The organism is Actibacterium atlanticum (assembly GCF_000671395.1).
Classification (GTDB): domain Bacteria; phylum Pseudomonadota; class Alphaproteobacteria; order Rhodobacterales; family Rhodobacteraceae; genus Actibacterium_D; species Actibacterium_D atlanticum.
Map to the genome: position 1 here is coordinate 21,234 of NZ_AQQY01000012.1, position 20,019 is coordinate 41,252.

A 20,019-nucleotide genomic window follows, 5' to 3' on the forward strand; every position below is an offset into this window, starting at 1 on the left:
AATATGCTTGCCGCAGGCAGTGCAATGCTTTGCCTGTCGGCCTGCGTGACACCAACTGTCGAAAGTTCGGTGGTGCCCCCACCGCGCCCCACAGTGGATCAGCCTCAGCCCTCGGAACAAAGCCGTGCGGTCGCACAATACTATGCCCGCGTTCAGAACGATCTGGTCGCGCGTGGGTTGCTGCGCACCGATAACGGCGAAGCCGACGTGCCGTTTTCCCAACGTCAGCTTGTGGAAGATTTCGAGCAAATCGCGCTCTATGACGAGTATCAGTTAAGCAACGGCACGCTGATTGCCCGCAAATCGCCCAGCCGTCTGCGTCGATGGGATGGGCCGGTGCGGGTTTCGGTGACCTATGGCGAAACGGTCCCGTCAGAACAACGCCGCACCGATCAGGCCTCGTTCAATCGCTACTTACGGCGCCTGTCGCGGGCGACAGGCAATCCGGTGACCTCGGCCTCGCCCAAGAACGCGAACTTCCACGTGTTCATGGTCAACGAAGATGAACGGCGCGCTTTGGGTCCGGCGCTGGAAAATCTGGTGCCCGGTATCAGCCCGACGTTGATACGCACCGTGACCACCATGCCGCGCTCGACCTTTTGCACCGTCTATGCGTTCTCGGTCGATAGCGCATCGAACTACTATACGGCGATCGCTGTGATCCGGGCCGAACAGCCCGACATCCTGCGGCTGGCCTGCATCCACGAGGAACTGGCACAAGGCATGGGGTTGGCCAATGACAGCCCCTCGGCGCGGCCCTCGATCTTTAATGATGACGAAGAATTCGCACTGCTGACGCGCCACGACGAATTGCTGCTTGAAATGCTCTATGATCCGCGCCTGCGCGCCGGGATGAAGGCCGATGAGGCCCGTCCCATCCTGCGACAGATCGCGGCCGAGATGCTGGGCGGCGGAGTATAACGACGGGCGCACCGCCCGATGAGTAAGGACAAGACCATGGGTATTTTCGATTTTCTTTCCGGTGAATTCATCGACGTCATACATTGGGTCGATGACACGCGCGACACGATGGTCTGGCGGTTTGAACGCGAAGGCCACGAAATCAAATACGGGGCCAAGCTGACGGTACGCGAAGGTCAGGCGGCGGTTTTCGTGCACGAAGGCCAGCTGGCCGATGTCTTTACCCCCGGCCTTTACATGTTAGAGACCAACAACATGCCGGTGCTGACCACGATCATGCACTGGGATCACGGGTTTAAGTCACCGTTCAAGTCGGAAATTTACTATGTCAACACCACCCGTTTTAACGACCTGAAGTGGGGCACCAAGAACCCGATCATGCTGCGCGATCCGGAGTTCGGCCCAACCCGCATTCGCGCCTATGGTACCTATTCGGTGCGCATCACCGACCCGGCCCGCTTCCTGACTGAAATCGTCGGCACTGACGGCGAATTCACCATGGATGAAATCAGCTATCAGATTCGCAATATCATCGTGCAGGAGTTCTCGCGCGTGATCGCCTCGTCTGGCATTCCGGTTCTGGATATGGCGGCCAACACCGCTGATCTGGGCAAGCTGATCGCGGCTGAGGTGTCTAAAACGCTGGCCGAGTACGGCCTGACGATGCCCGAGTTCTACATTGAAAACATCAGCCTGCCGCCCGCGGTCGAGGCGGCGCTGGACAAGCGCACCTCGATGGGGCTGGCTGGAGATCTGGGTAAGTTCACACAGTATTCCGCAGCCGAGGCGATGACCGCCGCCGCGCAGAACCCCGGCGCTGCAGGCGGTGGCATGGGCGCCGGGATCGGCGCGGGTATTGGTATGGCCATGGCGCAAAACATGGGACCATGGGGCGCGGCCCCTGCCCCGCAAGCGTCTTCCGCCGCCCCGCCCCCGCCGCCGCCCGTTGAACACGTCTGGCATATCGCTGAAAACGGCGCGACCAAGGGGCCGTTCTCTAAGGCTGATCTGGGGCGTATGGCGTCTGAGGGCAGCCTGAGCCGCGCCACGCATGTGTGGACGCCCGGTCAGGATGGCTGGAAGCAGGCCGAGGATGTGGCCGAACTGGCGCAACTCTTCACCATTCTGCCGCCCCCGCCGCCCCCGGGCATCTGAGCTTTTATCTTGGCGAAAATACTCCCGCCGGAGGCATGAAATTGGCCGCGACCACTGAACACCGCTTCCCCTGCGATCAATGCGGCGCAGATATGCGCTTTGCCCCACAACACGGAAGCATGAGCTGTGACCATTGCGGCCACAGCATGTCACTGGAAACGGTGCAGCCGGTCGCAGCGATCCGGGAGCTGGACTTCGACGCTGCCATCGGCGCCCGCCTGCCCGAGGCCGAGATCGAGGAGACCCGTGTCTCGGCCTGTCCCAATTGTGCCGCACTGATCGAGTTCAACCCCGACGCCCACGCCACCGAGTGCCCGTTTTGCGCCACTCCGGTGGTCACCGACACCGGTGCTCATCGCCATATCAAGCCGCGCGCCGTGCTGCCCTTTGCCTTTGAAGAACGCGACGCGCGTCAGGCCATGACCGACTGGCTGGGCCGACTTTGGTTCGCCCCGAACGGGCTGCAGGACTACGCCCGCAAAGGCCGCAAAATGCAGGGCATCTATGTGCCCTACTGGACCTTCGATGCCGACACAAAGTCGCGCTATACCGGCCAGCGCGGCACGGTGTATTACGTCACCCGCACTGAGATGCGCGATGGCAAACCGGTGATACGACAGGAACAGAAAATCCGCTGGACGCCGGTTTCAGGCCGGGTCAAACGCTTCTTTGACGATGTGCTGGTGCTGGCCTCGCGCAGCCTGCCCAAACGTTTCACCGAGGCGCTGGAGCCCTGGGACCTGTCTGCGCTGGAGCCCTATAGCCCGGAATATCTGGCCGGGTTTCAGGCCGAGGGCTACACCGTGGAGTTGCTCAAAGGCTATGAGCAGGCCTGCATGAAGATGAACCGAGTGATCACGCGCGACGTCAAGTTCGACATCGGCGGCGACCGGCAACGCATCTCCACGCTCGACACTGAAATCAACGACGTGACCTTCAAGCATATCCTGCTGCCGGTCTGGCTGGCCGCCTACAAGTACCGCGGCAAGACCTATCGCTTTGTGGTCAACGGGCGCAGCGGGCGGGTGCAGGGCGAACGGCCCTGGTCAGCCTGGAAAATCGCGCTGGCCGTGGTGGCTGGCGCGATCATAGCCGGGGTGATCGGGTATTTCGTGGCCCAAAACCAATAAGCCCCCCCCCGCACCCGCCGCGTCAACTTAGCCGCGCGAAATGTCGATCCGTTTGGACGCTTCAGGTTTTGCCGGGGCCTTTTTGGCCACACTGATGGTCAACACCCCGTCTTTGATCTCGGCGGAAACTGCGGCTTCATCTGCATCCGGGGGCAGCCGGAAACTGCGTGAAAACCCGCCATACTGGCGCTCACTGAAGAACCATGTTTCGCCCTTCTCTTCGCGTTCGGTTTTCTTTTCACCCCGCACGGTCACGACCCCGTCTTCTACCGACAGGTGGATGTCATCCTCGGCCACGCCGGGCAGTTCCATGGAGATGCGGTAATCGGCGTCCGTTACCGAGGCCTCTGCAGCCGGCGCGATCCATTCGGCAAGTCGCGACCGCATGCCTTGGAACGGCTCGTACAGGGACGGCCAGAACCCGGTGGTGTGGGATTTTTCAACCATGTCATACCTCCTTTCCAATCGCGCGCCTCGCACGTAAGTCTAGCAAACAGCCCCGTTCAGGTCGTTGAGCCGGGTCAAATGGGAGGCAAAGCCATGCGCGCAGTTGTACAACGGGTATCACAGGCTCAGGTCGACGTGGCCGGGCAAACCATTGGTCAGATCGGGCCCGGGTTGCTGGTGTTGGTTTGTGCGATGCAGGGCGACACGCCAGACAATGCGCGCGCCATGGCCGCCAAAATCGCCAAGCTGCGGGTGTTCAAAGATGATGACGGCAAGATGAACCTGTCCTTGCTGCAAACCGGTGGTTCGGCGCTGGTGGTCAGCCAGTTTACACTGGCTGGGGACACATCGCGCGGGAACCGTCCCGGCTTTTCAACGGCAGCGCCTCCTGCTCTTGGCAAAGCGCTATATGAACAGGTTGTGCAAAGCCTGCGCGATCAGGATATCGAGACTCATACCGGTCAATTCGGCGCGGATATGGCCGTTTCTTTGGTCAACGATGGGCCAGTCACCCTGTGGGTCGACCTGTAATTGCCTAATTATTCATCCGCTTGCGCGCTTTTGGGGCGCAAATCTGGGATATTCTCCTCTTTTTCTGGCAATTGGTTGCAGCCGCCGATGCTTGAATTAACGATTGAATCATGAGTGATCAGCCAACGTTCTTCGACGAGCTCCAATACCCATCAGGCGACCCTCGCCGCCCCTATGAAGACTTCCACGCCTGGTTCAGTGGCGAAGACCTAAAACGTCTGAAAAAGAAGTCATCCGAGGCGGAAACCTTCTTTAGGCGCACTGGGATTACCTTCAACGTTTATGGTGAGGCAGAGGCAGACGAACGTCTGATCCCCTTTGATATCGTGCCCCGGATCATATCCGAACGCGAATGGGCCCGCCTGACCAAAGGCATTGAGCAGCGCGTGCGCGCCATCAACGCTTTTCTCTATGACATTTATCATCGCCAAGAGATCCTGCGCGCCGGCCGTGTCCCCAAAGAGCTGATCGCCAGCAACAGCGCCTTCCTGCCGCAGATGGTCGGCGTCACCCCTCCGGGCAACATCTATACGCATATCGTGGGCGTCGATCTTGTGCGTACGGGCGAAGATGATTTCTTTGTGCTGGAAGACAATGCGCGCACCCCGTCCGGTGTTTCCTATATGTTGGAAAACCGGGAAACGATGCTGCAGATGTTCCCCGAACTTTTCACCAAGATCAAAGTTCAGGAAGTTTCCGACTACCCCACCCGCCTGCGCCGGTCACTGGCGGCCTGCGCGCCAGCGGCGACATCAGGCAAGCCTGTGGTGGCGGTGTTGACGCCGGGCATTCACAACTCGGCCTATTTCGAACATTCCTTCCTTGCGGATAACATGGGGGTCGAACTTGTCGAAGGGCACGACCTGCGCGTTGTGGACGGGCGCATCGCCATGCGGACCACCCGCGGATATAAGCCGATTGATGTGCTGTATCGCCGGGTCGATGACGATTTCCTTGACCCGCTGACGTTCAACCCCGAGTCGATGCTGGGCGTGCCCGGGATCATGGATGTGTATCGCTCTGGCGGTATTACCATCGCCAATGCGCCCGGAACCGGGATTTCGGACGACAAGGCGATCTACAGCTATATGCCTGATATCGTTGAGTTCTACACCGGCGAAAAGGCAATCCTGAAGAACGTGCCGACGTGGCGCTGTTCTGAGGCTGACAGTCTGGCCTATGTGCTGGACAACCTTGAAGAGCTGGTCGTGAAAGAGGTTCATGGCTCGGGCGGATATGGCATGCTGGTGGGTCCTGCGGCCTCGAAAAAAGAGATCGCTGCCTTCCGCGCCAAGCTGAAAGCCAAGCCCGACAATTACATCGCGCAGCCGACTTTGGCACTGTCGACCTGTCCGATCCTGACCAAGGCCGGGCTGAGCCCACGCCACGTGGACTTGCGCCCCTTTGTGCTTGTCAGCCCCAACAAAGTCGACATCACGCCCGGCGGCTTGACCCGTGTGGCACTTAAGAAAGGCTCTCTGGTGGTGAACTCAAGCCAGGGTGGTGGCACCAAAGACACTTGGGTGTTGGGGGAATAACGCATGCTGGGCAAGACCGCAGGGGGATTGTTTTGGATGTTCCGCTATCTGGAGCGTTCCGAAAACACCGCACGATTGATCGAAGCCGGGTTTCGCATCGCCTTGACCCGACCCGACGCCGCCGAGTCCGAGTGGGCCTCGGTGGTGGAAACCGCCGGAGTACGGGCCGGTTTCACCGATAAATACGACGCGTTCGAAGGGTCGGCAGTGGTGGATTACCTGCTGCGCGACACAACGAACGGATCGTCGGTGATGTCGTGTATTGAACATGCACGCTCGAACGCGCGGCTGGTGCGCACCGCCCTGACCCGCGAAGTCTGGGAAGCCGTCAACGAAAGCTGGATGGCCCTGAAAGAAGCGCTCAAACGCCCCATCCGCGAGGCCGACCTGCCCGGCGTTTTGGGCCTGATCCGGCGCCAAAGCGCCCTTGTGCGCGGGGCATTGCATGGCACCATGCTGCGCAACGATATTTTCGACTTTGCCCGCATCGGTACGTTTCTGGAACGCGCGGATAACACGGCCCGCATTCTGGACGTGAAATACTATGTGCTGCTGCCTGCCGTCAGCCAGATCGGCAGTTCTCTGGACAACGTTCAGTGGGAAACGATCCTGCGGTCGGTTGCGGGGCAGAACTCGTTCCGCTGGCTGAACGGTCCAGATATTTCGCCGCGCGAGATCGGCGATTTCCTGATCCGTGATGGCCGCATGCCCCGTTCGCTGAGCTTTTGCATCTCCAAGATCACGGGCAACCTGACCTACCTGGAAAAACAGTACGGGCAGGACTATGAATGCGTGAAACAGGCCCGCCTGCTGCACCACCGATTGGACAACACCCCGATTGACGCGATCTTCGATTTCGGGCTGCATGAGTTTCTGACCGACTGCCTGCGCGACAACGCAGCACTTGGAATGCAAATCGAAGAAGATTTCAGGTTTTCCGGCTAATGCTCTTAAAAATCCGCCATCATACGACCTACTCATACGAACGCCCGGTCACCTATGGGCTGCAACAGTTGCGCCTGACCCCCAAGAACCGCCCCAGCCAACAAGTGCTACAATGGCAGGTGCAGATAAACGGCGGCAAAAAAGAGCTGGAATTTGACGACGAGCATATGAACGAAGTCACTTTGATCAGCTTTGAGGGCGAGGGGCATGAAATCTCGATCACCTGCGAAGGCTTGGTCGAGACCCATGAAACCCACGGGGTCACCGGGCGGCATGCTGGGTTCGCTCCGCTGTGGATGTATGAACAATCCACCGATCTGACACGCGCGGGCAATGAAACCCGCAAGCTGACTAAAGGGTTGATGACAGATTTTGATGATCCGATCCCCCGGATGCATGAACTTTCAAAGCGTGTACTGTCGGCGGTGAAGTATGACACTGGCCACACCAATGCACGCACCAGCGCCGAGGACGCGCTGCAGGCAGGGCATGGCGTATGTCAGGACCATGCGCATATCTTCATCGCGGCGGCGCGCTCGATGGGCCTGCCAGCGCGCTATGTGTCGGGCTATCTGATGCTGGATGACCGGGTTGATCAGGATGCCAGCCACGGCTGGGCCGAGGTTCATCTGGATACGATCGGCTGGGTCGGATTTGACGTTTCTAACGGGATCAGCCCTGATCAACGTTACGTGCGTGTTGCGACTGGGCTTGACTATGCTCAGGCGGCTCCGATATCGGGCTTGCGCATGGGGGATCACGGCCAGGAAACCCTGGACGTTGAAATCGCCGTGCAACAGCAGTGACCCGCCGGGAAGGAAACTGAAAAAATGACCTATTGTGTAGGGCTTCGGCTGAACGCCGGTCTGATCTTCATGTCGGACACGCGTACCAATGCCGGGTTGGACAATATTTCAACCTTCCGCAAGCTGCACAGTTGGTCCAAACCCGGCGAAGCCATGATCACGGTGATGACGGCAGGCAATCTGGCCACGACACAGTCTGTGATCAGCCTGCTGGACGAACGCACCAAAGCCCCCAGTGATCGCAGCCCTTCTATTCTGGAACAGCCCTCTATGTTTCAGGTCGCCCGTCTTGTCGGCGAAACCCTGCGCGAGGTAATCGCCGGGCAGGCCGATGAAGGCCAGCGCGCCGACACCGCCTTTAACGCCTCGATGATCATTGGGGGGCAGATCGGAGACGGACAGCCACGCATGTTCCTGATCTATCCGGAAGGCAACTTTATCGAAGCTGCCGATGATACGCCGTTCTTTCAGATCGGCGAGACAAAATACGGGCGCCCCATTCTGGTGCGTGCCTTTGACCCGGACATGAGCTTTGCCGATGCGATCAAGTTGTTGATGGTGTCCTTTGACAGCACGATCAAAGCAAACCTGTCTGTCGGCTTGCCACTGGATTTTCAGGTGTACCGTTCCGACAGTCTTGAGGCCGGCGATATTCACCGCGTCGAAAAGACCGACACCTATTTCGAAACCATTTCAGATGGGTGGGGCGATGCGCTGAAACTGGCCTTTGACAGCCTGCCCGCTTTTGAGTTCGACGCCAGTTAAGCGGCGCTTAGCCCGGCGCTCAGCTCCATCGCAAACTTCCCAGCGGCGACTGACAAGCCGCGCTCTGGCGCCTTGCACAGGGCTATTTCGGATGCGGGCATGCGCGCCAATGGCAACAAAGTGGCGTCATGGGACCTCAGAAAACCCGTATCCACCATGGCTGCAAGACACAGCTGAGCCGAGGGCCGCTCGTCGCCCTGCGGCGGCATAGGGGCAGTTGTTTCCAACGCCGGGGTCAGCCGCGCGCGCTGCTGGTTGATACGGTGCTCAAGATGGCGCCGCAGGGCATGGCCGGGCGGGGGCAGGATCAGATCAAAGTTAGACAGGTCCCCAAGCCCCAGTTCAGTGCGCCCCTGCGCTGCCTCTCTGGCGACAAGCAGCTGCATCGGCTGCACCGCATGCCCGACGACTTCCAGCTCGGCTCTTTCGGGCGCGGCCATCAACGCCAGATCGGCTTGCAGCCCCAAAACGGCCGAAGCCAGCCGATCATCCGCCTTGGGCAAGACCGAGAATCGCACGCCGGGATGGGCCGCTCGGAACTTTTTGATCAGCGACATCAGCAATCCGTGCTCGAATCCACGACTCGTAGCGACCCGAATATGCCCAATTCGAACGCCTGAAAGGTCGGCAACCGTTCCGTGAGCGCGCTCTATTTCAGCAAGGTGCTCAATAAAGTGGCGATAGTATATTTCGCCAGCAGTTGAGAGTCGGACACCAGACGCCAGACGTTCGAAGAAAGGGACGCCAAGTTCTTCCTCAAGCGCAAGAATTTTTCTGTTCAGTGAAGACGGAGAAATCGTAAGCTTTTCAGCGGCTTTTCGGATTGATCCTTCGATCACGACCTCACGCAAAGCCGTATAAAGTTGCAGATGTCGCATGTGATCAAACCCCGCCTGATGCAGTTTTCGCAACACCTTAGATCATATTTTGCACAAGACAGCACCACAAATTCGCAAGATTTTTGTTCGCCGACAGGGGACGCCTCCTCTGTGGGAAAGTTACAGGGACAAAACTCTCATGATGAAAACTCTTCTTACCGCGACCGCGATGACCGCCGCGCTGACCGCTGCTGCCCAAGCTGAAATCAAAGTTGGTGTGCTGCACTCGTTGTCGGGCACCATGGCGATTTCGGAAACCACTCTTAAAGACACTGTTCTGATGATGATCGAAGAACAGAACGCCAAGGGTGGCATCAACGGCGAAATGCTGGTGCCGGTCGTTGTTGACCCCGCATCGGACTGGCCGCTGTTCGCTGAAAAAGCACGCGAGCTGATCTCGGATCAGGGTGTCGACGTGATCTTTGGCTGCTGGACCTCGGTTTCGCGTAAATCGGTTCTGCCCGTAATCGAAGAACTGAACGGCCTGATGTTCTACCCGGTTCAGTACGAAGGTGAAGAATCGTCCAAGAATGTATTCTACACCGGTGCTGCACCCAACCAGCAGGCCATCCCGGCCACTGACTACTATCTGGAAGAACTGGGTGTTGAGAAATTCGCACTGCTGGGCACCGACTATGTGTACCCGCGTACCACCAACAAAATCCTTGAGCAGTACCTGAAAGACAAAGGTATCGCCGAGGAAGACATCTTTGTGAACTACACCCCGTTCGGTCACTCGGACTGGTCCAAGATCGTTGCTGACGTTGTCGCCCTGGGCGCCGACGGTAAAAAAGTTGGTGTGATCTCGACCATCAACGGCGACGCAAACATCGGCTTCTACAAAGAACTGGCCGCGGCTGGCGTTTCGGCGGATGACATCCCCGTTGTTGCCTTCTCGGTTGGCGAAGAAGAACTGTCCGGCCTGGACACCACCAACCTGGTGGGTCACCTGGCTGCATGGAACTACTTCCAGTCGGCTGAATCGGAAACCAACGACGCCTTTATCGAAAGCTGGAAAGCCTTCGCTGGCGAAGAGCGCGTGACCAACGACCCGATGGAAGCCACCTACATCGGCTTCAAAATGTGGGCCGAGGCTGTTGAAAAAGCCGGCACCACCGATGTCGACGCTGTGCGCGAAGCCATGTACGGCCTGGAAGTTGAGAACCTGACCGGCGGCACCGCCGTGATGCTGCCCAACCACCACCTGGCCAAGCCGGTTCTGATCGGTGAAATCCTGGAAGACGGTCAGTTCGACATCATCAGCCAGACCGAAGAAGTGCCCGGCGACGCCTGGACCGACTTCCTGGCTGAATCGGCTGTTCTGAAGTCCGACTGGAAAGATCTGGGTTGCGGTATGTACAACACCGACACCGAAAGCTGCGTGCAGATCAAATCCAACTACTAAGCCGACCCTCGGCTAAGTACTTTTACGTCTAACGGAAGGGGGCATACGTGCCCCCTTCCCCCCTCGCATCGGGCAGACATGACACGCACTATTTTTTATGGGCTTGGGGCCGCCCTGCTTTGGCTGATGACCGCAACGGTTTCGCTGGCACAATCCCCCATCCAGGACCTTCTGCAGACCTACGAGGCCGATCTGGCCAAACCTTCGCGCAAGTCCATCGGGACCGTGATCGAGGGGCTGATTGCCTCGGGTCAGCCAGAAATCCCCGAACTGCTGACCAAGTGGCGCGAGAAAGATGTCTGGCAGCGCAAAGACGACAAGCTGTTCTTTTACGGTGAAAAAATCGACAGCAAGACTTACCGCCTGATCGACATCGCCACCGGTGAGGTCGTCGGCGAGCTTCCCAAGAAAGAGCTCAAACAGCTTAAGCCCAATTCGGGCGTGCGTGGCGTCATCGCCACGGCGCTGGTGCAGTTTCAGCTGACAGACCCGGACCGCGCCACGCGTGAGGCCGGTCTGACCGCGATTGAACGCGGCCCGGAGGCCAGCCATCTGGGCGCCCTGCGTGCCTCGATCTCGCCTGAAACCGATGCGGACCTAAAGGCCCGCAAAGTGCGGTTAGAGCGACTGCTGACCATTCCCTACGATGAAGACAGCGCCACGCGTGTGGCCGCCATCGAAAGCTTCTCGAAAGACTTGGGCGTGGATGCGCGCGCCGCGATCAACCCGCTTTTGACCACCACCCGCAAAGCCGCGGCCACCCTGCCTGAAAACGCTAATATCGCCGCCGTTCTGGAACCCGGCGACGACCTAACCCGGGCTGAGGCATATGGCCTGTTGGTCGACGCGGGCCTCGCCCCCGCACAGGTCCCCGCCAGCGCGCAAAAAGACGCGCTGATCGCCAATGTCGAAAACGGTCAGGTGGCGGGTGTGCCCGTTCATCAGTTAGACAATGACGCCGCCCGCGCCGACGCATATGCAAAGCTGGCCGCTGCAGGCACCGTGCCCCCCGCCGTGACCGAGACGCAAATCGACGAAGCGCTGGCCGCGAACGTCATCTTTGATGTCTACGCCGAACCCGACAACGCCGTCACCGATGCCGCACAAGAGGCGCTGAAATCCATTGAAACCCGCGTGTTCTTTAACCAGATGCTCGATCTGGGGCTCGATGGGCTTAGCTTAGCGTCGATCTACTTTCTGGCCGCCATCGGTCTGGCCATCACCTTTGGCGTGATGGGCGTGATCAACATGGCGCATGGCGAGTTCATCATGATGGGCGCCTACACGGGCTATGTCGTGCAACAGGTGATCCCCGACTACACCGTGTCGATCATCGTCGCCATTCCGCTGGCCTTTGCGGTAACTTTCGCCGCCGGTGTCGCAATGGAGCGTCTGGTGATCCGCTGGCTTTACAACCGCCCGCTGGAGACCCTGCTGGCGACCTTTGGTATCTCCATCGCGCTGCAACAGATCGCCAAGAACATCTTTGGCACGCAGGCGCGCCCGCTGACCTCTCCGGGTTGGCTGGACGGTGCGCTGGTGTTCAACGACGTGGTCTCGATCAGCTACATCCGCATCGCGATTTTCGTGCTGTCGCTGATATTCCTGTGCGTCTTGCTGTTCGTGCTGAACAAAACCCGGCTGGGCCTTGAAACCCGCGCCGTAACGCAAAACCCGCGGATGGCGGCCAGCATGGGGATCAACCCCGACCGCGTAAACATGCTGACCTTCGGGCTTGGCTCGGGCATTGCGGGCATCGCCGGTGTGGCGATTGGCCTTTATGCCAAGGTCACCTCGGAACTGGGCGCCGACTATATCGTGCAAAGCTTCATGACTGTGGTTGTGGGCGGTGTCGGCAACATCTGGGGCACCCTGTTGGGCGCCACGATGATTGGCTTCCTGCAAAAGGGTATCGAGTGGCTGAACCCCTCAAACACCCTGGCGGCACAGACCTATATGATCATCTTCATCATTATCTTCATTCAGTTCCGGCCAAAGGGCATCATCGCCCTCAAAGGTCGCGCGGCGGGGGATTGAGTCATGCAAAGATCGTTCTTCATGCGCAACCCTTCGGTGCTGATCTTCATCGGCCTGCTGGCACTGTTCACCCTGTTGGTGACCGTGTTCAGCGAGGCCTTCGGGGTCGGGGTCATCTCGACCTCTTTGGTCAAAACCTTGGGCAAAACCCTGTGCCTGTGCCTGATCGCCATCGCAATGGACCTTGTCTGGGGCTATTGCGGTATCCTGTCGTTGGGCCACTTCGCTTTCTTCGGGCTGGGTGGCTATATGATCGGCATGTGGCTGATGTATGAGCGCACCAAGGCGATTGTGGTGTCCTCGCTTGCCGAGGCCCCCCTGCCCCCAACAGCCGACGAAATCCGCGACGGTATCGGGACGCAGATCTTTGGCGTTGTGGGCGGGGCGGAAATTCCGCCGATCTGGTTTTTCGCCGACAGCCTGTTCGCGCAGCTTGTGCTGGTCGTCACCATCCCCGGCCTGCTGGCGCTGATCTTTGGCTGGTTGGCATTCCGGTCGCGCGTCACCGGCGTTTACCTGTCGATCCTGACACAGGCGATGACGCTGGCACTGGCGCTGTACCTGTTCCAGAACGACAGCGGCTTGCGCGGCAACAACGGGTTGTCGGGCCTACAAAACCTACCCGGTCTGGATGACGTGCCGCAGGCGACGATTTCGATCTGGTTCCTGTGGGCTTCGGCCTTTGCGCTGGGTTTGGGCTATCTGGTGGCGGCATGGGTCGTGGGCGGCAAGTTCGGCAGCGTGGTGCGCGGTATCCGCGACGACGAGGCCCGCGTGCGCTTCCTTGGCTATCACGTCGAAAGCTACAAATTGGTGGTGTTCACCCTGACGGCAATCATCGCGGCCATCGCGGGGGCGCTCTATTACCCGCAGGCGGGCATCATCAACCCCGCCGAGATTGCACCGATTGCGTCCATCTATCTGGCGGTTTGGGTCGCCATTGGCGGCCGTGGGCGCCTGTATGGCGCGGTGATCGGGGCGGCGTTTGTCTCCTTGGTCTCCACGTGGTTCACCGGCGGTCAGGCACCTGACATCCCGCTGGGCTTCTATACGATCCAATGGGTCGACTGGTGGCTGGTGCTGTTGGGCCTGTCCTTTGTATTGGTCACGCTGTTGGCGCCGCAAGGCATTGGTGGCTTGTTTGATCTGTTCACCAATCGCAAAACCCCTGAACGGGGCGGCGCGGATTTGGGGCCGGATGCCGGCAGCCTGCAAGAGAAGGAGGCCGAGCAATGAGCACCCTGTTAGAAGTCTCGGGCATATCGGTTACCTTTGACGGGTTCCGGGCGATCAACAACCTGTCCTTCCAGATCGGATCGGCCGAGATGCGGGCAATCATCGGCCCCAACGGCGCAGGCAAAACGACGTTCATGGATATCGTCACCGGCAAAACGCGGCCCGATGAAGGGCGCGTGATCTGGGGCGAAAAGTCTGTGAACCTGCTGAAGATGTCGGAAAGCCAGATCGCGCGCGCCGGTGTGGGCCGCAAGTTTCAGCGCCCCACCGTGTTCGAAGACCAGACCGTTCTGGAAAACCTGATCATGGCGCTGAAAAACCGGCGTCGTCCGTTCTCGGTTCTAGGCTATCGCCGCAGCGCCGAAGATGTGGGCCGGGTTGAAGTTCTGGCCGAAGAGATCGGGCTGAAAGCCGAACTGCCGCGCAAGGCCGGGGAACTGGCCCATGGGCAGAAGCAATGGCTTGAGATCGGCATGTTGCTGGCGCAGGAACCGCGCTTGTTGCTGGTCGATGAACCCGCCGCCGGCATGAGCCCGATGGAGCGCGAGCAAACCACCGCAATTCTTGTCGAGGCCGCCAAGACCCGCGCCGTTGTGGTGGTGGAACACGACATGGAATTCGTGCGCCGCCTGAACTGCAAGGTCACGGTACTGCACGAAGGTTCGGTTTTGGCGGAAGGGTCTTTGGACCATGTGACCGCCAACCAAGAAGTAATCGACGTTTATCTGGGGCGCTAGAACATGCTGGAAACCAAGAACCTGACCCTGCATTACGGCGGATCGCAGATCCTCTATGGCATTGATATGGAGGCCGCGCGTGGCCAGATCACCTGTGTCATGGGCACCAATGGCGTGGGCAAGACCAGCCTGATGAAGGCGCTGTCGGGCACGCATCACCGATCCGGCGGTGACTTGCTTCTGGACGGTGAAACACTGACCAAACCGCCCGCGCATACGCTGGCCCAAAAGGGCGTGGGTTACGTGCCGCAAGGGCGGATGATCTTTCCACTGCTGACGGTGAAAGAGAATATGGAAACGGCCTATGCCTGCCTGCCCCGCGGCGAGCACATGGTGCCCGATGAAATCTATGAGCTGTTCCCGGTGCTGAAAGAAATGCAGAACCGCCGTGGCGGTGATTTGTCAGGCGGGCAGCAGCAGCAGCTGGCCATCGCCCGCGCCATGATCACCAAGCCGAAGCTTTTGTTGCTGGATGAACCGACCGAGGGCATTCAGCCCAACATCATCCAACAGATCGGCCGCGTCATCGAATACCTGCGTGATCAGGACACCATGGCGATTGTGCTGGTCGAACAGTTCTTCGCTTTTGCCTATGGCTTGGCGGATCGGTTCTATGTACTCAATCAGGGCAAGGTCACGCTTAGCGGTGACAAGGCCGATGTTTCGGAAGAGACGTTGATGAAGGCGGTGTCTGTCTGACCCCGCCCCACATCAATAATTCTGCATCTTTCTGATCTGCGCCATCTTGTCTGCGGCTTCATTGGCCTGACCCAGCGTTTCGATCCCCGCGCTTTCCAGCAGTTGCAGCATCTGCAGGAACACCTCGGCCGTGGCCTGCGTGTCACCCATCGCCGTGTGGCGCAGATGTTCGGGGATGGTGATCCCGAAACGATCCGCCAACGCGTCCAGCGTGTGCTGGCCGGTGTGATCAAACAGGAAGGCTGACAGCAGCACGGTACACAGGACCGGCTGGTCGAACTTGGCGCCAATCACATCTTCCTTGAGCTTCAGGAAAGTCATGTCGAAGGGCGCGTTATGGGCAACCAAGACTGCGTCTTCGGTGAAGCGGTGGAAATCCGCCCCGGCCTGCGCGATCTTGGGCGCCCCTTCAACCATGCTCTGATCTATGTGATGCACCGCTGTCGAGGCCGCCGGGATAGCGCGTTGCGGGTCGACCAGCGTATCAAAGGCCTCGCCCTGCAGGATCCGGCTGTTGACGATGCGCAGACCGGCGATCTGCACGATCTCATCCCCCTGACGCGGGGTAAGGCCCGTTGTTTCGGTGTCGAACACCACATAAGTCAGATCGCGCAGCCTGCGATCTGCCATTTCGGGGGGCAGCGTGGTTTTGCCCAGCGTGAAATCATAAAACTCAGGCCGCGCACTGGTGGGGGCCAGTTCGGTCTTTTCGATGGCAGGCAAGGGCATGGCCACACAGTGACGTTCACCCCGGGTTTCGGGCCAGATTTCGGTCTTGTGGCCATCCAGGGCATCGCGCGCTGAATAATCGCCATACCCATCTGACAAGGGCCGCTTCAGCCATTCGTCAATCTGGCCATCCGGCGCTTCATCGCCCAGCCAGCACACCGTCAGCCATACCTCGCCCTCACGCGGTTCGGCCCGCAGGGTGTAATCGCTGCGCGCGCCCTGCTCCAGCATTCCTCGCACGACGGAATCCAGCAATTCCATCACCGCAAAGCCATCGCAGCTGACCAGATGTTCAGATCCCACGACCTTAAACAGGCCCGGATGGCGTGCGCTGAGCCCGTCAAAGATATCGGTCGAGGCCACCGCCGATGTCGGCCAGTGTTTGGTTGTCGCCGCCTCGTATCGCGCGCCCATGTCCGACAGGGTTTGCGTTAGATGTGTCACCTCGGACCGTGCGGCTGAACGGAACTCAGCACGCAGGTCCGAGGGCATGTCCGGCTCGGCATTCATCATGTCCAGCACGGCACGCAAGGCGGCGGTGGGGCGGCGCACGCGTTCCAGGGTTTCATTGAACAGGTGGTCGCGTTCGGCATGTAGCTTCAGATCATCCGTTGCATCGTGGAAGATCAGCACATAGCCAATCGGCACACCATCATCCAAAACCGAGCTGATCCGCGCCAGCAACATCTGATCCCCCGAGGCCGAGGCCGTCAGGAAGCTTTCGGCTTTTTCCTCGCCGCGCTCCAGACGGGCACGCATCCGATCCAGCGCGTGTTGCAGCGGCTCGGGCCGCAGATAGGACGCCACCCCGCGCCCAAGACCAATATCGCCCAACAGCGACATGGCTTCGCGGTTATACAGCATGACGCGCTGATCGGGTGTGATCACCACAACCCCTTCGGCCAGATCACGCAAAAGCACTTCGAACAGGGCCTTTTCGGCGTTCAGGCGGGCGGTTTCTTCGGCGATCATCGCTTCGGATTCTTCGCGCTTACGGGTAAGCGCCAGATGAACTTCGTTGGCGGCGGGGGCCAAAGCCCCCAGATAGCGCGCCTGCTTTTGATCAATCTCGGCGTTGACATCGGCCTTGGCACGGGTGTTCAGATCCGAGGCCAGCGCCAGAATGGGGCGCGCGACGTTTTCATCGAACAGCAGCGCGACCCAGGTTGTGATCCCGGCAAGGCCAGCAAAGCCAAGCATCCCACCGATCACATAGCCATCAACCGTGCCACCGCCTGAGCGGCGCCAGCCCAGATAGATTCCGGCGACCATAGCCACTGTGCCCGCCAGGATGATAACCGCGAAGAATAGCGCGAACCGCGTGCGCAGCCCCCAGCGATCACCCATCCGCCTTATCCCCCATCAGCAACACGATCTGATCGCTTAGATCAGCATTCGAGAAAGGTTTCGTCAGAAAGCCATCCGCGCCCATGGCAAAGCCCTTGCGCTTTTCGACAGCGCCACCGCGCGCCGTGATCATAAGGATTTTCATGCTTGCCAGCGCAGGGTCCCGACGCACGATCTGGCAGACTTCAAACCCCGACCGCCCGGGCAACATCACGTCCAAAACCACAAGGTCCGGGGCTCTTTCTTCGATGGCTGCCAAGGCGTCATTGCCATCAGCGACCCGCCGCAACTCGTACCCAAGCTTGCGGATCAGATAGCCAAGCGCCATCGCGATGTTGTCTTCGTCTTCGACCAGAAGAACGGATTTTTCAGCCATCTGGGTCCTCCTCCCATTTAGCTCGTACACAGGGCTCCATACAGGGAGTCATCCTGATCCAACGCGCGCCACACCCCGTCCTCCTCGGGGTTGGCAACAGCTTCCGGGGTTGCGAAAGCCCAGTTTGCCTTGGCACAATCGACCAGTTGAATGACTTCTGCGGGCTGGTTCCAACGCGCAAACAAATACAGGCTGACCAGTTTAATATCGGGCGTTTCCGGGTTCGTGCGAACTGTTGCCAGATCGGCTGTCATCAGCCGCACCACTTGCGGGCGGGCATAGGTCCAGGGCTTCCACCACCAGCTCTTTTCAACTTCAGAAACAACAACCAGCCCTTCGGGCATGGATTCCGTTGTGCGCTCGGCCCAGTTGTATTCTGACCAGATGGTGAAGCCTAGCATCGCCAGACCGGCCCCCGCCGGCATCAACCAACGCGGCAGACGCCGCCCGCTGACGACATTCAGCAAGTGCACCATCCCGGCCGCCCCAAGCCCAGCAACAAAAGTCGCGATCAGTTCAAAAAACATGTCTTCCTGCCCTTAAGCGCCGCGACTGGACCCCAGCGCGGATTGCATTGTTTTAATGACCGTGAACGCGTCGCGTAAATGACTTCGCTCAAGGTCTGAAAGTTGATCTGGTGCCATGAAGTTATCCGGCGCGCCGCCTCCGCGAATCTGGTCGGCTTGATGGCGCAGCCGGGTTTCAGCAATCAGATCATAGGCATCGATCAGGTCGTGCGCCCCGGTGGTCGAAATCACACCCGCATCGCGCGCGGCCTCAAGCCTCTCACGCGTGTTCACCGCCTCCAGCGCCCCCTGCAGCGCATAGACCCGACCAAGATCCACCACCGGCACCACGCCCGAGTGTTTCATATCAAACTGGTTCTTATGTTCGCCGGATCGGATCAGGGCAAAACCACGGAACATGCCCAAAGGCACCGTATGTTTCAACGAGTTCGAGATCATATGCGCCACGAAGATCGAGTTCGAACGCGCCTTTTCAAGCGTATCATGCTGCAGAGCCTCAAACAGGTCTACGCTGCCCCCGATCGGGCGCAGGTCGAACATGACCGAGGCCAGCATCTGCGCCTCTGTATCGGGCTTGGCGATCCATTTCTCGAAATACTGTTTCCAGACCCGCAGTGGCTGGCGCCAACGATCGGCCGTCGCCATCATATCGCCCGGGCAATAGATAAAGCCGCAGGTGTTCAACCCGTCCGAAACATATTGCGCCAGCTGTTTGAAATAGGCGTCATCTTCGGGCTTCATCGCGTCATCAATGATCAGGCAGTTGTCCTGATCTGATACGCCGGTTTGTTCACGGCGCCCCTGACTGCCGCAGGCCAAGAACAGATACGGCACCGGAGGCGGGCCATATTTTTCTTCGGCAAGGGCCAACAAACGGCGGGTGATGGCATCGGTGATATCGGTGATGCGCCGGGTGATTGCCTCGTGTCGGGTGCCGGCCAAGACCAGCTGAACCAGCAGTCCGGGCACCTCTTTCATCACTTCGGCCATCTCATCGGCGCTGCCTGCACGCACGATCTCGGCCACCATGTGCGACGCGGTCGATGCCTGCTGGCGGAACAGATCGGTGCTGCCGATCACTCCGACAAGATTTCCATGATCCAATACAGGCATGTGACTGATCCGGTTTTCGGCCAACCGCATCAACGCATCCAGCCCCAGCGCGTTGGGCGCGATGGTGACAGGATCCGAGGTCATGACATTGGAAACTGGCAAGGTGCCGGGCAGACCTTCGGCCAGAACCTTGTTGGTCAGGTCCCGCGTGGTCACGATTCCGGCCAGATCATCGTCTTGCATCAGCAGAACCGAGGAAATTTTATTGTCCCGCATTTTTCGGGCGATGTCGGTCACGGTGCAGCTGACATCACAGCTGATCGGATTTGGCACCATCAGATCGGCGACCTGCAACGCGGTCAGCCCAGCGCTGGCGGTTTCGGGTACCGGGGTCGAGCGCGCGGCGCGTTCAAACCAAGTGGCGAAATCCGGGTAGGAGCTCACCAGATTTGCGAACTCGGCCCGCGGGATGGTGATCAGCGTGCTGGCTTCAGCGGCACGCGCCGTCAGAACGGCGGGCATGTGGCGCAGCAATGCGCGCTCTCCGATGGCAGCCCCGACATCGCGGCGCGCAACGACTTCGGCGCCACGGCCTTCAAGCTCGATCGCGCCTGCGATGACCACATACAGACAGTCAATCGGATCGTCCGCCTGAAACAGCGTGTCACCGGGGGCAATATTCAATTCGTCCAGAGATGGCGCCAAACGCGATCCGGCCTCAGCGGGCATCAGATCGAAGGGCGCGTGTTGCATGAGA

Annotated in this window: 19 protein-coding genes; 13 read left to right on the top strand and 6 right to left on the bottom strand. The window is 59.4% G+C overall.

Going from position 1 to position 20,019, the window contains the following annotated elements; genetic code table 11:
* Positions 1–24: 24 nt before the first annotated feature.
* The 3 genes from ATO10_RS14345 to ATO10_RS14355 are packed head-to-tail and all read left to right on the top strand — an operon-like array spanning position 25 to position 3,206.
* Entirely contained in the window at positions 25–921 is an 897-nt protein-coding gene (locus ATO10_RS14345; protein ID WP_238323514.1) for a DUF2927 domain-containing protein, read from the top strand.
* Between the two features lie 36 nt (positions 922–957).
* A complete protein-coding gene (locus tag ATO10_RS14350; protein WP_035252853.1) occupies positions 958–2,076 on the top strand; it encodes an SPFH domain-containing protein in 1,119 nt (372 codons plus the stop codon).
* A gap of 35 nt (positions 2,077–2,111) precedes the next feature.
* Entirely contained in the window at positions 2,112–3,206 is a 1,095-nt protein-coding gene (locus tag ATO10_RS14355) for a TFIIB-type zinc ribbon-containing protein (RefSeq protein ID WP_035252856.1), read from the top strand.
* Between the two features lie 27 nt (positions 3,207–3,233).
* Here ATO10_RS14355 and ATO10_RS14360 read toward each other — a convergent pair whose 3' ends face one another.
* Positions 3,234–3,653 (bottom strand): Hsp20/alpha crystallin family protein, encoded by a 420-nt coding sequence (locus ATO10_RS14360; protein WP_035252861.1) that lies wholly within the window; start codon positions 3,651–3,653, stop codon positions 3,234–3,236.
* Positions 3,654–3,746: 93 nt separating this feature from the next.
* Here ATO10_RS14360 and dtd point away from each other — a divergent pair, with 93 nt between their 5' ends.
* The 5 genes from dtd to ATO10_RS14385 all read left to right on the top strand — a co-directional run bounded on the left by dtd (position 3,747) and on the right by ATO10_RS14385 (position 8,238).
* The gene (dtd, locus tag ATO10_RS14365) at positions 3,747–4,184 is read left to right on the top strand and encodes a D-aminoacyl-tRNA deacylase (protein ID WP_035252863.1); all 438 of its coding nucleotides are present in this window, start codon (positions 3,747–3,749) and stop codon (positions 4,182–4,184) included.
* Positions 4,185–4,294: 110 nt separating this feature from the next.
* A complete protein-coding gene (locus tag ATO10_RS14370; RefSeq protein WP_035252865.1) occupies positions 4,295–5,722 on the top strand; it encodes a circularly permuted type 2 ATP-grasp protein in 1,428 nt (475 codons plus the stop codon).
* A 3-nt stretch (positions 5,723–5,725) separates the two neighbouring features.
* On the top strand, positions 5,726–6,667 hold the full coding sequence (locus tag ATO10_RS14375; protein ID WP_035252868.1) for an alpha-E domain-containing protein: 942 nt from the start codon (positions 5,726–5,728) through the stop codon (positions 6,665–6,667).
* Positions 6,667–7,473, top strand: a complete 807-nt coding sequence (locus ATO10_RS14380; RefSeq protein WP_035252870.1) for a transglutaminase family protein — start codon at positions 6,667–6,669, stop codon at positions 7,471–7,473. The genes ATO10_RS14375 and ATO10_RS14380 overlap by 1 nt, the downstream gene beginning before the upstream one ends.
* Positions 7,474–7,497: 24 nt before the next feature.
* The gene (locus ATO10_RS14385; protein ID WP_035252873.1) at positions 7,498–8,238 is read left to right on the top strand and encodes a proteasome-type protease; all 741 of its coding nucleotides are present in this window, start codon (positions 7,498–7,500) and stop codon (positions 8,236–8,238) included.
* Here ATO10_RS14385 and ATO10_RS16300 read toward each other — a convergent pair.
* Positions 8,235–9,116, bottom strand: coding sequence for a LysR family transcriptional regulator (locus ATO10_RS16300; RefSeq protein WP_155886779.1), 882 nt, complete (start codon positions 9,114–9,116; stop codon positions 8,235–8,237). The two genes, ATO10_RS14385 and ATO10_RS16300, sit on opposite strands and share 4 nt — an antisense overlap.
* A 139-nt stretch (positions 9,117–9,255) precedes the next feature.
* On the opposite strand from ATO10_RS16300, the gene urtA reads away from it, so the two are divergent.
* The 5 genes from urtA to urtE all read left to right on the top strand — a co-directional run bounded on the left by urtA (position 9,256) and on the right by urtE (position 15,230).
* Positions 9,256–10,521, top strand: coding sequence for an urea ABC transporter substrate-binding protein (gene urtA, locus ATO10_RS14395; protein WP_035252879.1), 1,266 nt, complete (start codon positions 9,256–9,258; stop codon positions 10,519–10,521).
* 78 nt (positions 10,522–10,599) lie between these two features.
* Positions 10,600–12,558 (top strand): urea ABC transporter permease subunit UrtB, encoded by a 1,959-nt coding sequence (gene urtB, locus ATO10_RS14400; RefSeq protein ID WP_035252880.1) that lies wholly within the window; start codon positions 10,600–10,602, stop codon positions 12,556–12,558.
* A 3-nt stretch (positions 12,559–12,561) separates the two neighbouring features.
* Positions 12,562–13,794 (top strand): ABC transporter permease subunit, encoded by a 1,233-nt coding sequence (locus ATO10_RS14405; RefSeq protein ID WP_035252882.1) that lies wholly within the window; start codon positions 12,562–12,564, stop codon positions 13,792–13,794.
* A complete protein-coding gene (gene urtD / locus ATO10_RS14410; RefSeq protein WP_035252889.1) occupies positions 13,791–14,531 on the top strand; it encodes an urea ABC transporter ATP-binding protein UrtD in 741 nt (246 codons plus the stop codon). Before ATO10_RS14405 ends, urtD begins: the two co-directional genes overlap by 4 nt.
* Before the next feature lie 3 nt (positions 14,532–14,534).
* A complete protein-coding gene (gene urtE / locus ATO10_RS14415; RefSeq protein ID WP_035252892.1) occupies positions 14,535–15,230 on the top strand; it encodes an urea ABC transporter ATP-binding subunit UrtE in 696 nt (231 codons plus the stop codon).
* A gap of 12 nt (positions 15,231–15,242) precedes the next feature.
* On the opposite strand, the gene ATO10_RS14420 is transcribed toward urtE, so the two are convergent.
* Genes ATO10_RS14420 through ATO10_RS14435 form a run of 4 tightly spaced genes read right to left on the bottom strand, consistent with a single transcriptional unit; the run spans position 15,243 to position 20,015 of the window.
* The gene (locus ATO10_RS14420; RefSeq protein WP_035252894.1) at positions 15,243–17,306 is read right to left on the bottom strand and encodes a 3'-5' exonuclease; all 2,064 of its coding nucleotides are present in this window, start codon (positions 17,304–17,306) and stop codon (positions 15,243–15,245) included.
* Entirely contained in the window at positions 17,299–17,682 is a 384-nt protein-coding gene (locus ATO10_RS14425; protein WP_035252895.1) for a response regulator transcription factor, read from the bottom strand. The genes ATO10_RS14420 and ATO10_RS14425 overlap by 8 nt, the downstream gene beginning before the upstream one ends.
* Before the next feature lie 17 nt (positions 17,683–17,699).
* The gene (locus ATO10_RS14430; RefSeq protein WP_035252896.1) at positions 17,700–18,209 is read right to left on the bottom strand and encodes a hypothetical protein; all 510 of its coding nucleotides are present in this window, start codon (positions 18,207–18,209) and stop codon (positions 17,700–17,702) included.
* Positions 18,210–18,221: 12 nt separating this feature from the next.
* Positions 18,222–20,015, bottom strand: a complete 1,794-nt coding sequence (locus tag ATO10_RS14435) for a putative nucleotidyltransferase substrate binding domain-containing protein (protein WP_051598176.1) — start codon at positions 20,013–20,015, stop codon at positions 18,222–18,224.
* Between the last annotated feature and the right edge of the window lie 4 nt (positions 20,016–20,019).

Coding starts and splice junctions, on each gene's coding strand:
- ATO10_RS14345 (WP_238323514.1), top strand. CDS start 25: ATGCTTTGCCTGTCGGCCTGCGTGACACCAACTGTCGAAAGTTCGGTG.
- ATO10_RS14350 (WP_035252853.1), top strand. CDS start 958: ATGGGTATTTTCGATTTTCTTTCCGGTGAATTCATCGACGTCATACAT.
- ATO10_RS14355 (WP_035252856.1), top strand. CDS start 2,112: ATGAAATTGGCCGCGACCACTGAACACCGCTTCCCCTGCGATCAATGC.
- ATO10_RS14360 (WP_035252861.1), bottom strand. CDS start 3,653: ATGGTTGAAAAATCCCACACCACCGGGTTCTGGCCGTCCCTGTACGAG.
- dtd (WP_035252863.1), top strand. CDS start 3,747: ATGCGCGCAGTTGTACAACGGGTATCACAGGCTCAGGTCGACGTGGCC.
- ATO10_RS14370 (WP_035252865.1), top strand. CDS start 4,295: ATGAGTGATCAGCCAACGTTCTTCGACGAGCTCCAATACCCATCAGGC.
- ATO10_RS14375 (WP_035252868.1), top strand. CDS start 5,726: ATGCTGGGCAAGACCGCAGGGGGATTGTTTTGGATGTTCCGCTATCTG.
- ATO10_RS14380 (WP_035252870.1), top strand. CDS start 6,667: ATGCTCTTAAAAATCCGCCATCATACGACCTACTCATACGAACGCCCG.
- ATO10_RS14385 (WP_035252873.1), top strand. CDS start 7,498: ATGACCTATTGTGTAGGGCTTCGGCTGAACGCCGGTCTGATCTTCATG.
- ATO10_RS16300 (WP_155886779.1), bottom strand. CDS start 9,116: ATGCGACATCTGCAACTTTATACGGCTTTGCGTGAGGTCGTGATCGAA.
- urtA (WP_035252879.1), top strand. CDS start 9,256: ATGATGAAAACTCTTCTTACCGCGACCGCGATGACCGCCGCGCTGACC.
- urtB (WP_035252880.1), top strand. CDS start 10,600: ATGACACGCACTATTTTTTATGGGCTTGGGGCCGCCCTGCTTTGGCTG.
- ATO10_RS14405 (WP_035252882.1), top strand. CDS start 12,562: ATGCAAAGATCGTTCTTCATGCGCAACCCTTCGGTGCTGATCTTCATC.
- urtD (WP_035252889.1), top strand. CDS start 13,791: ATGAGCACCCTGTTAGAAGTCTCGGGCATATCGGTTACCTTTGACGGG.
- urtE (WP_035252892.1), top strand. CDS start 14,535: ATGCTGGAAACCAAGAACCTGACCCTGCATTACGGCGGATCGCAGATC.
- ATO10_RS14420 (WP_035252894.1), bottom strand. CDS start 17,306: ATGGGTGATCGCTGGGGGCTGCGCACGCGGTTCGCGCTATTCTTCGCG.
- ATO10_RS14425 (WP_035252895.1), bottom strand. CDS start 17,682: ATGGCTGAAAAATCCGTTCTTCTGGTCGAAGACGAAGACAACATCGCG.
- ATO10_RS14430 (WP_035252896.1), bottom strand. CDS start 18,209: ATGTTTTTTGAACTGATCGCGACTTTTGTTGCTGGGCTTGGGGCGGCC.
- ATO10_RS14435 (WP_051598176.1), bottom strand. CDS start 20,015: ATGCAACACGCGCCCTTCGATCTGATGCCCGCTGAGGCCGGATCGCGT.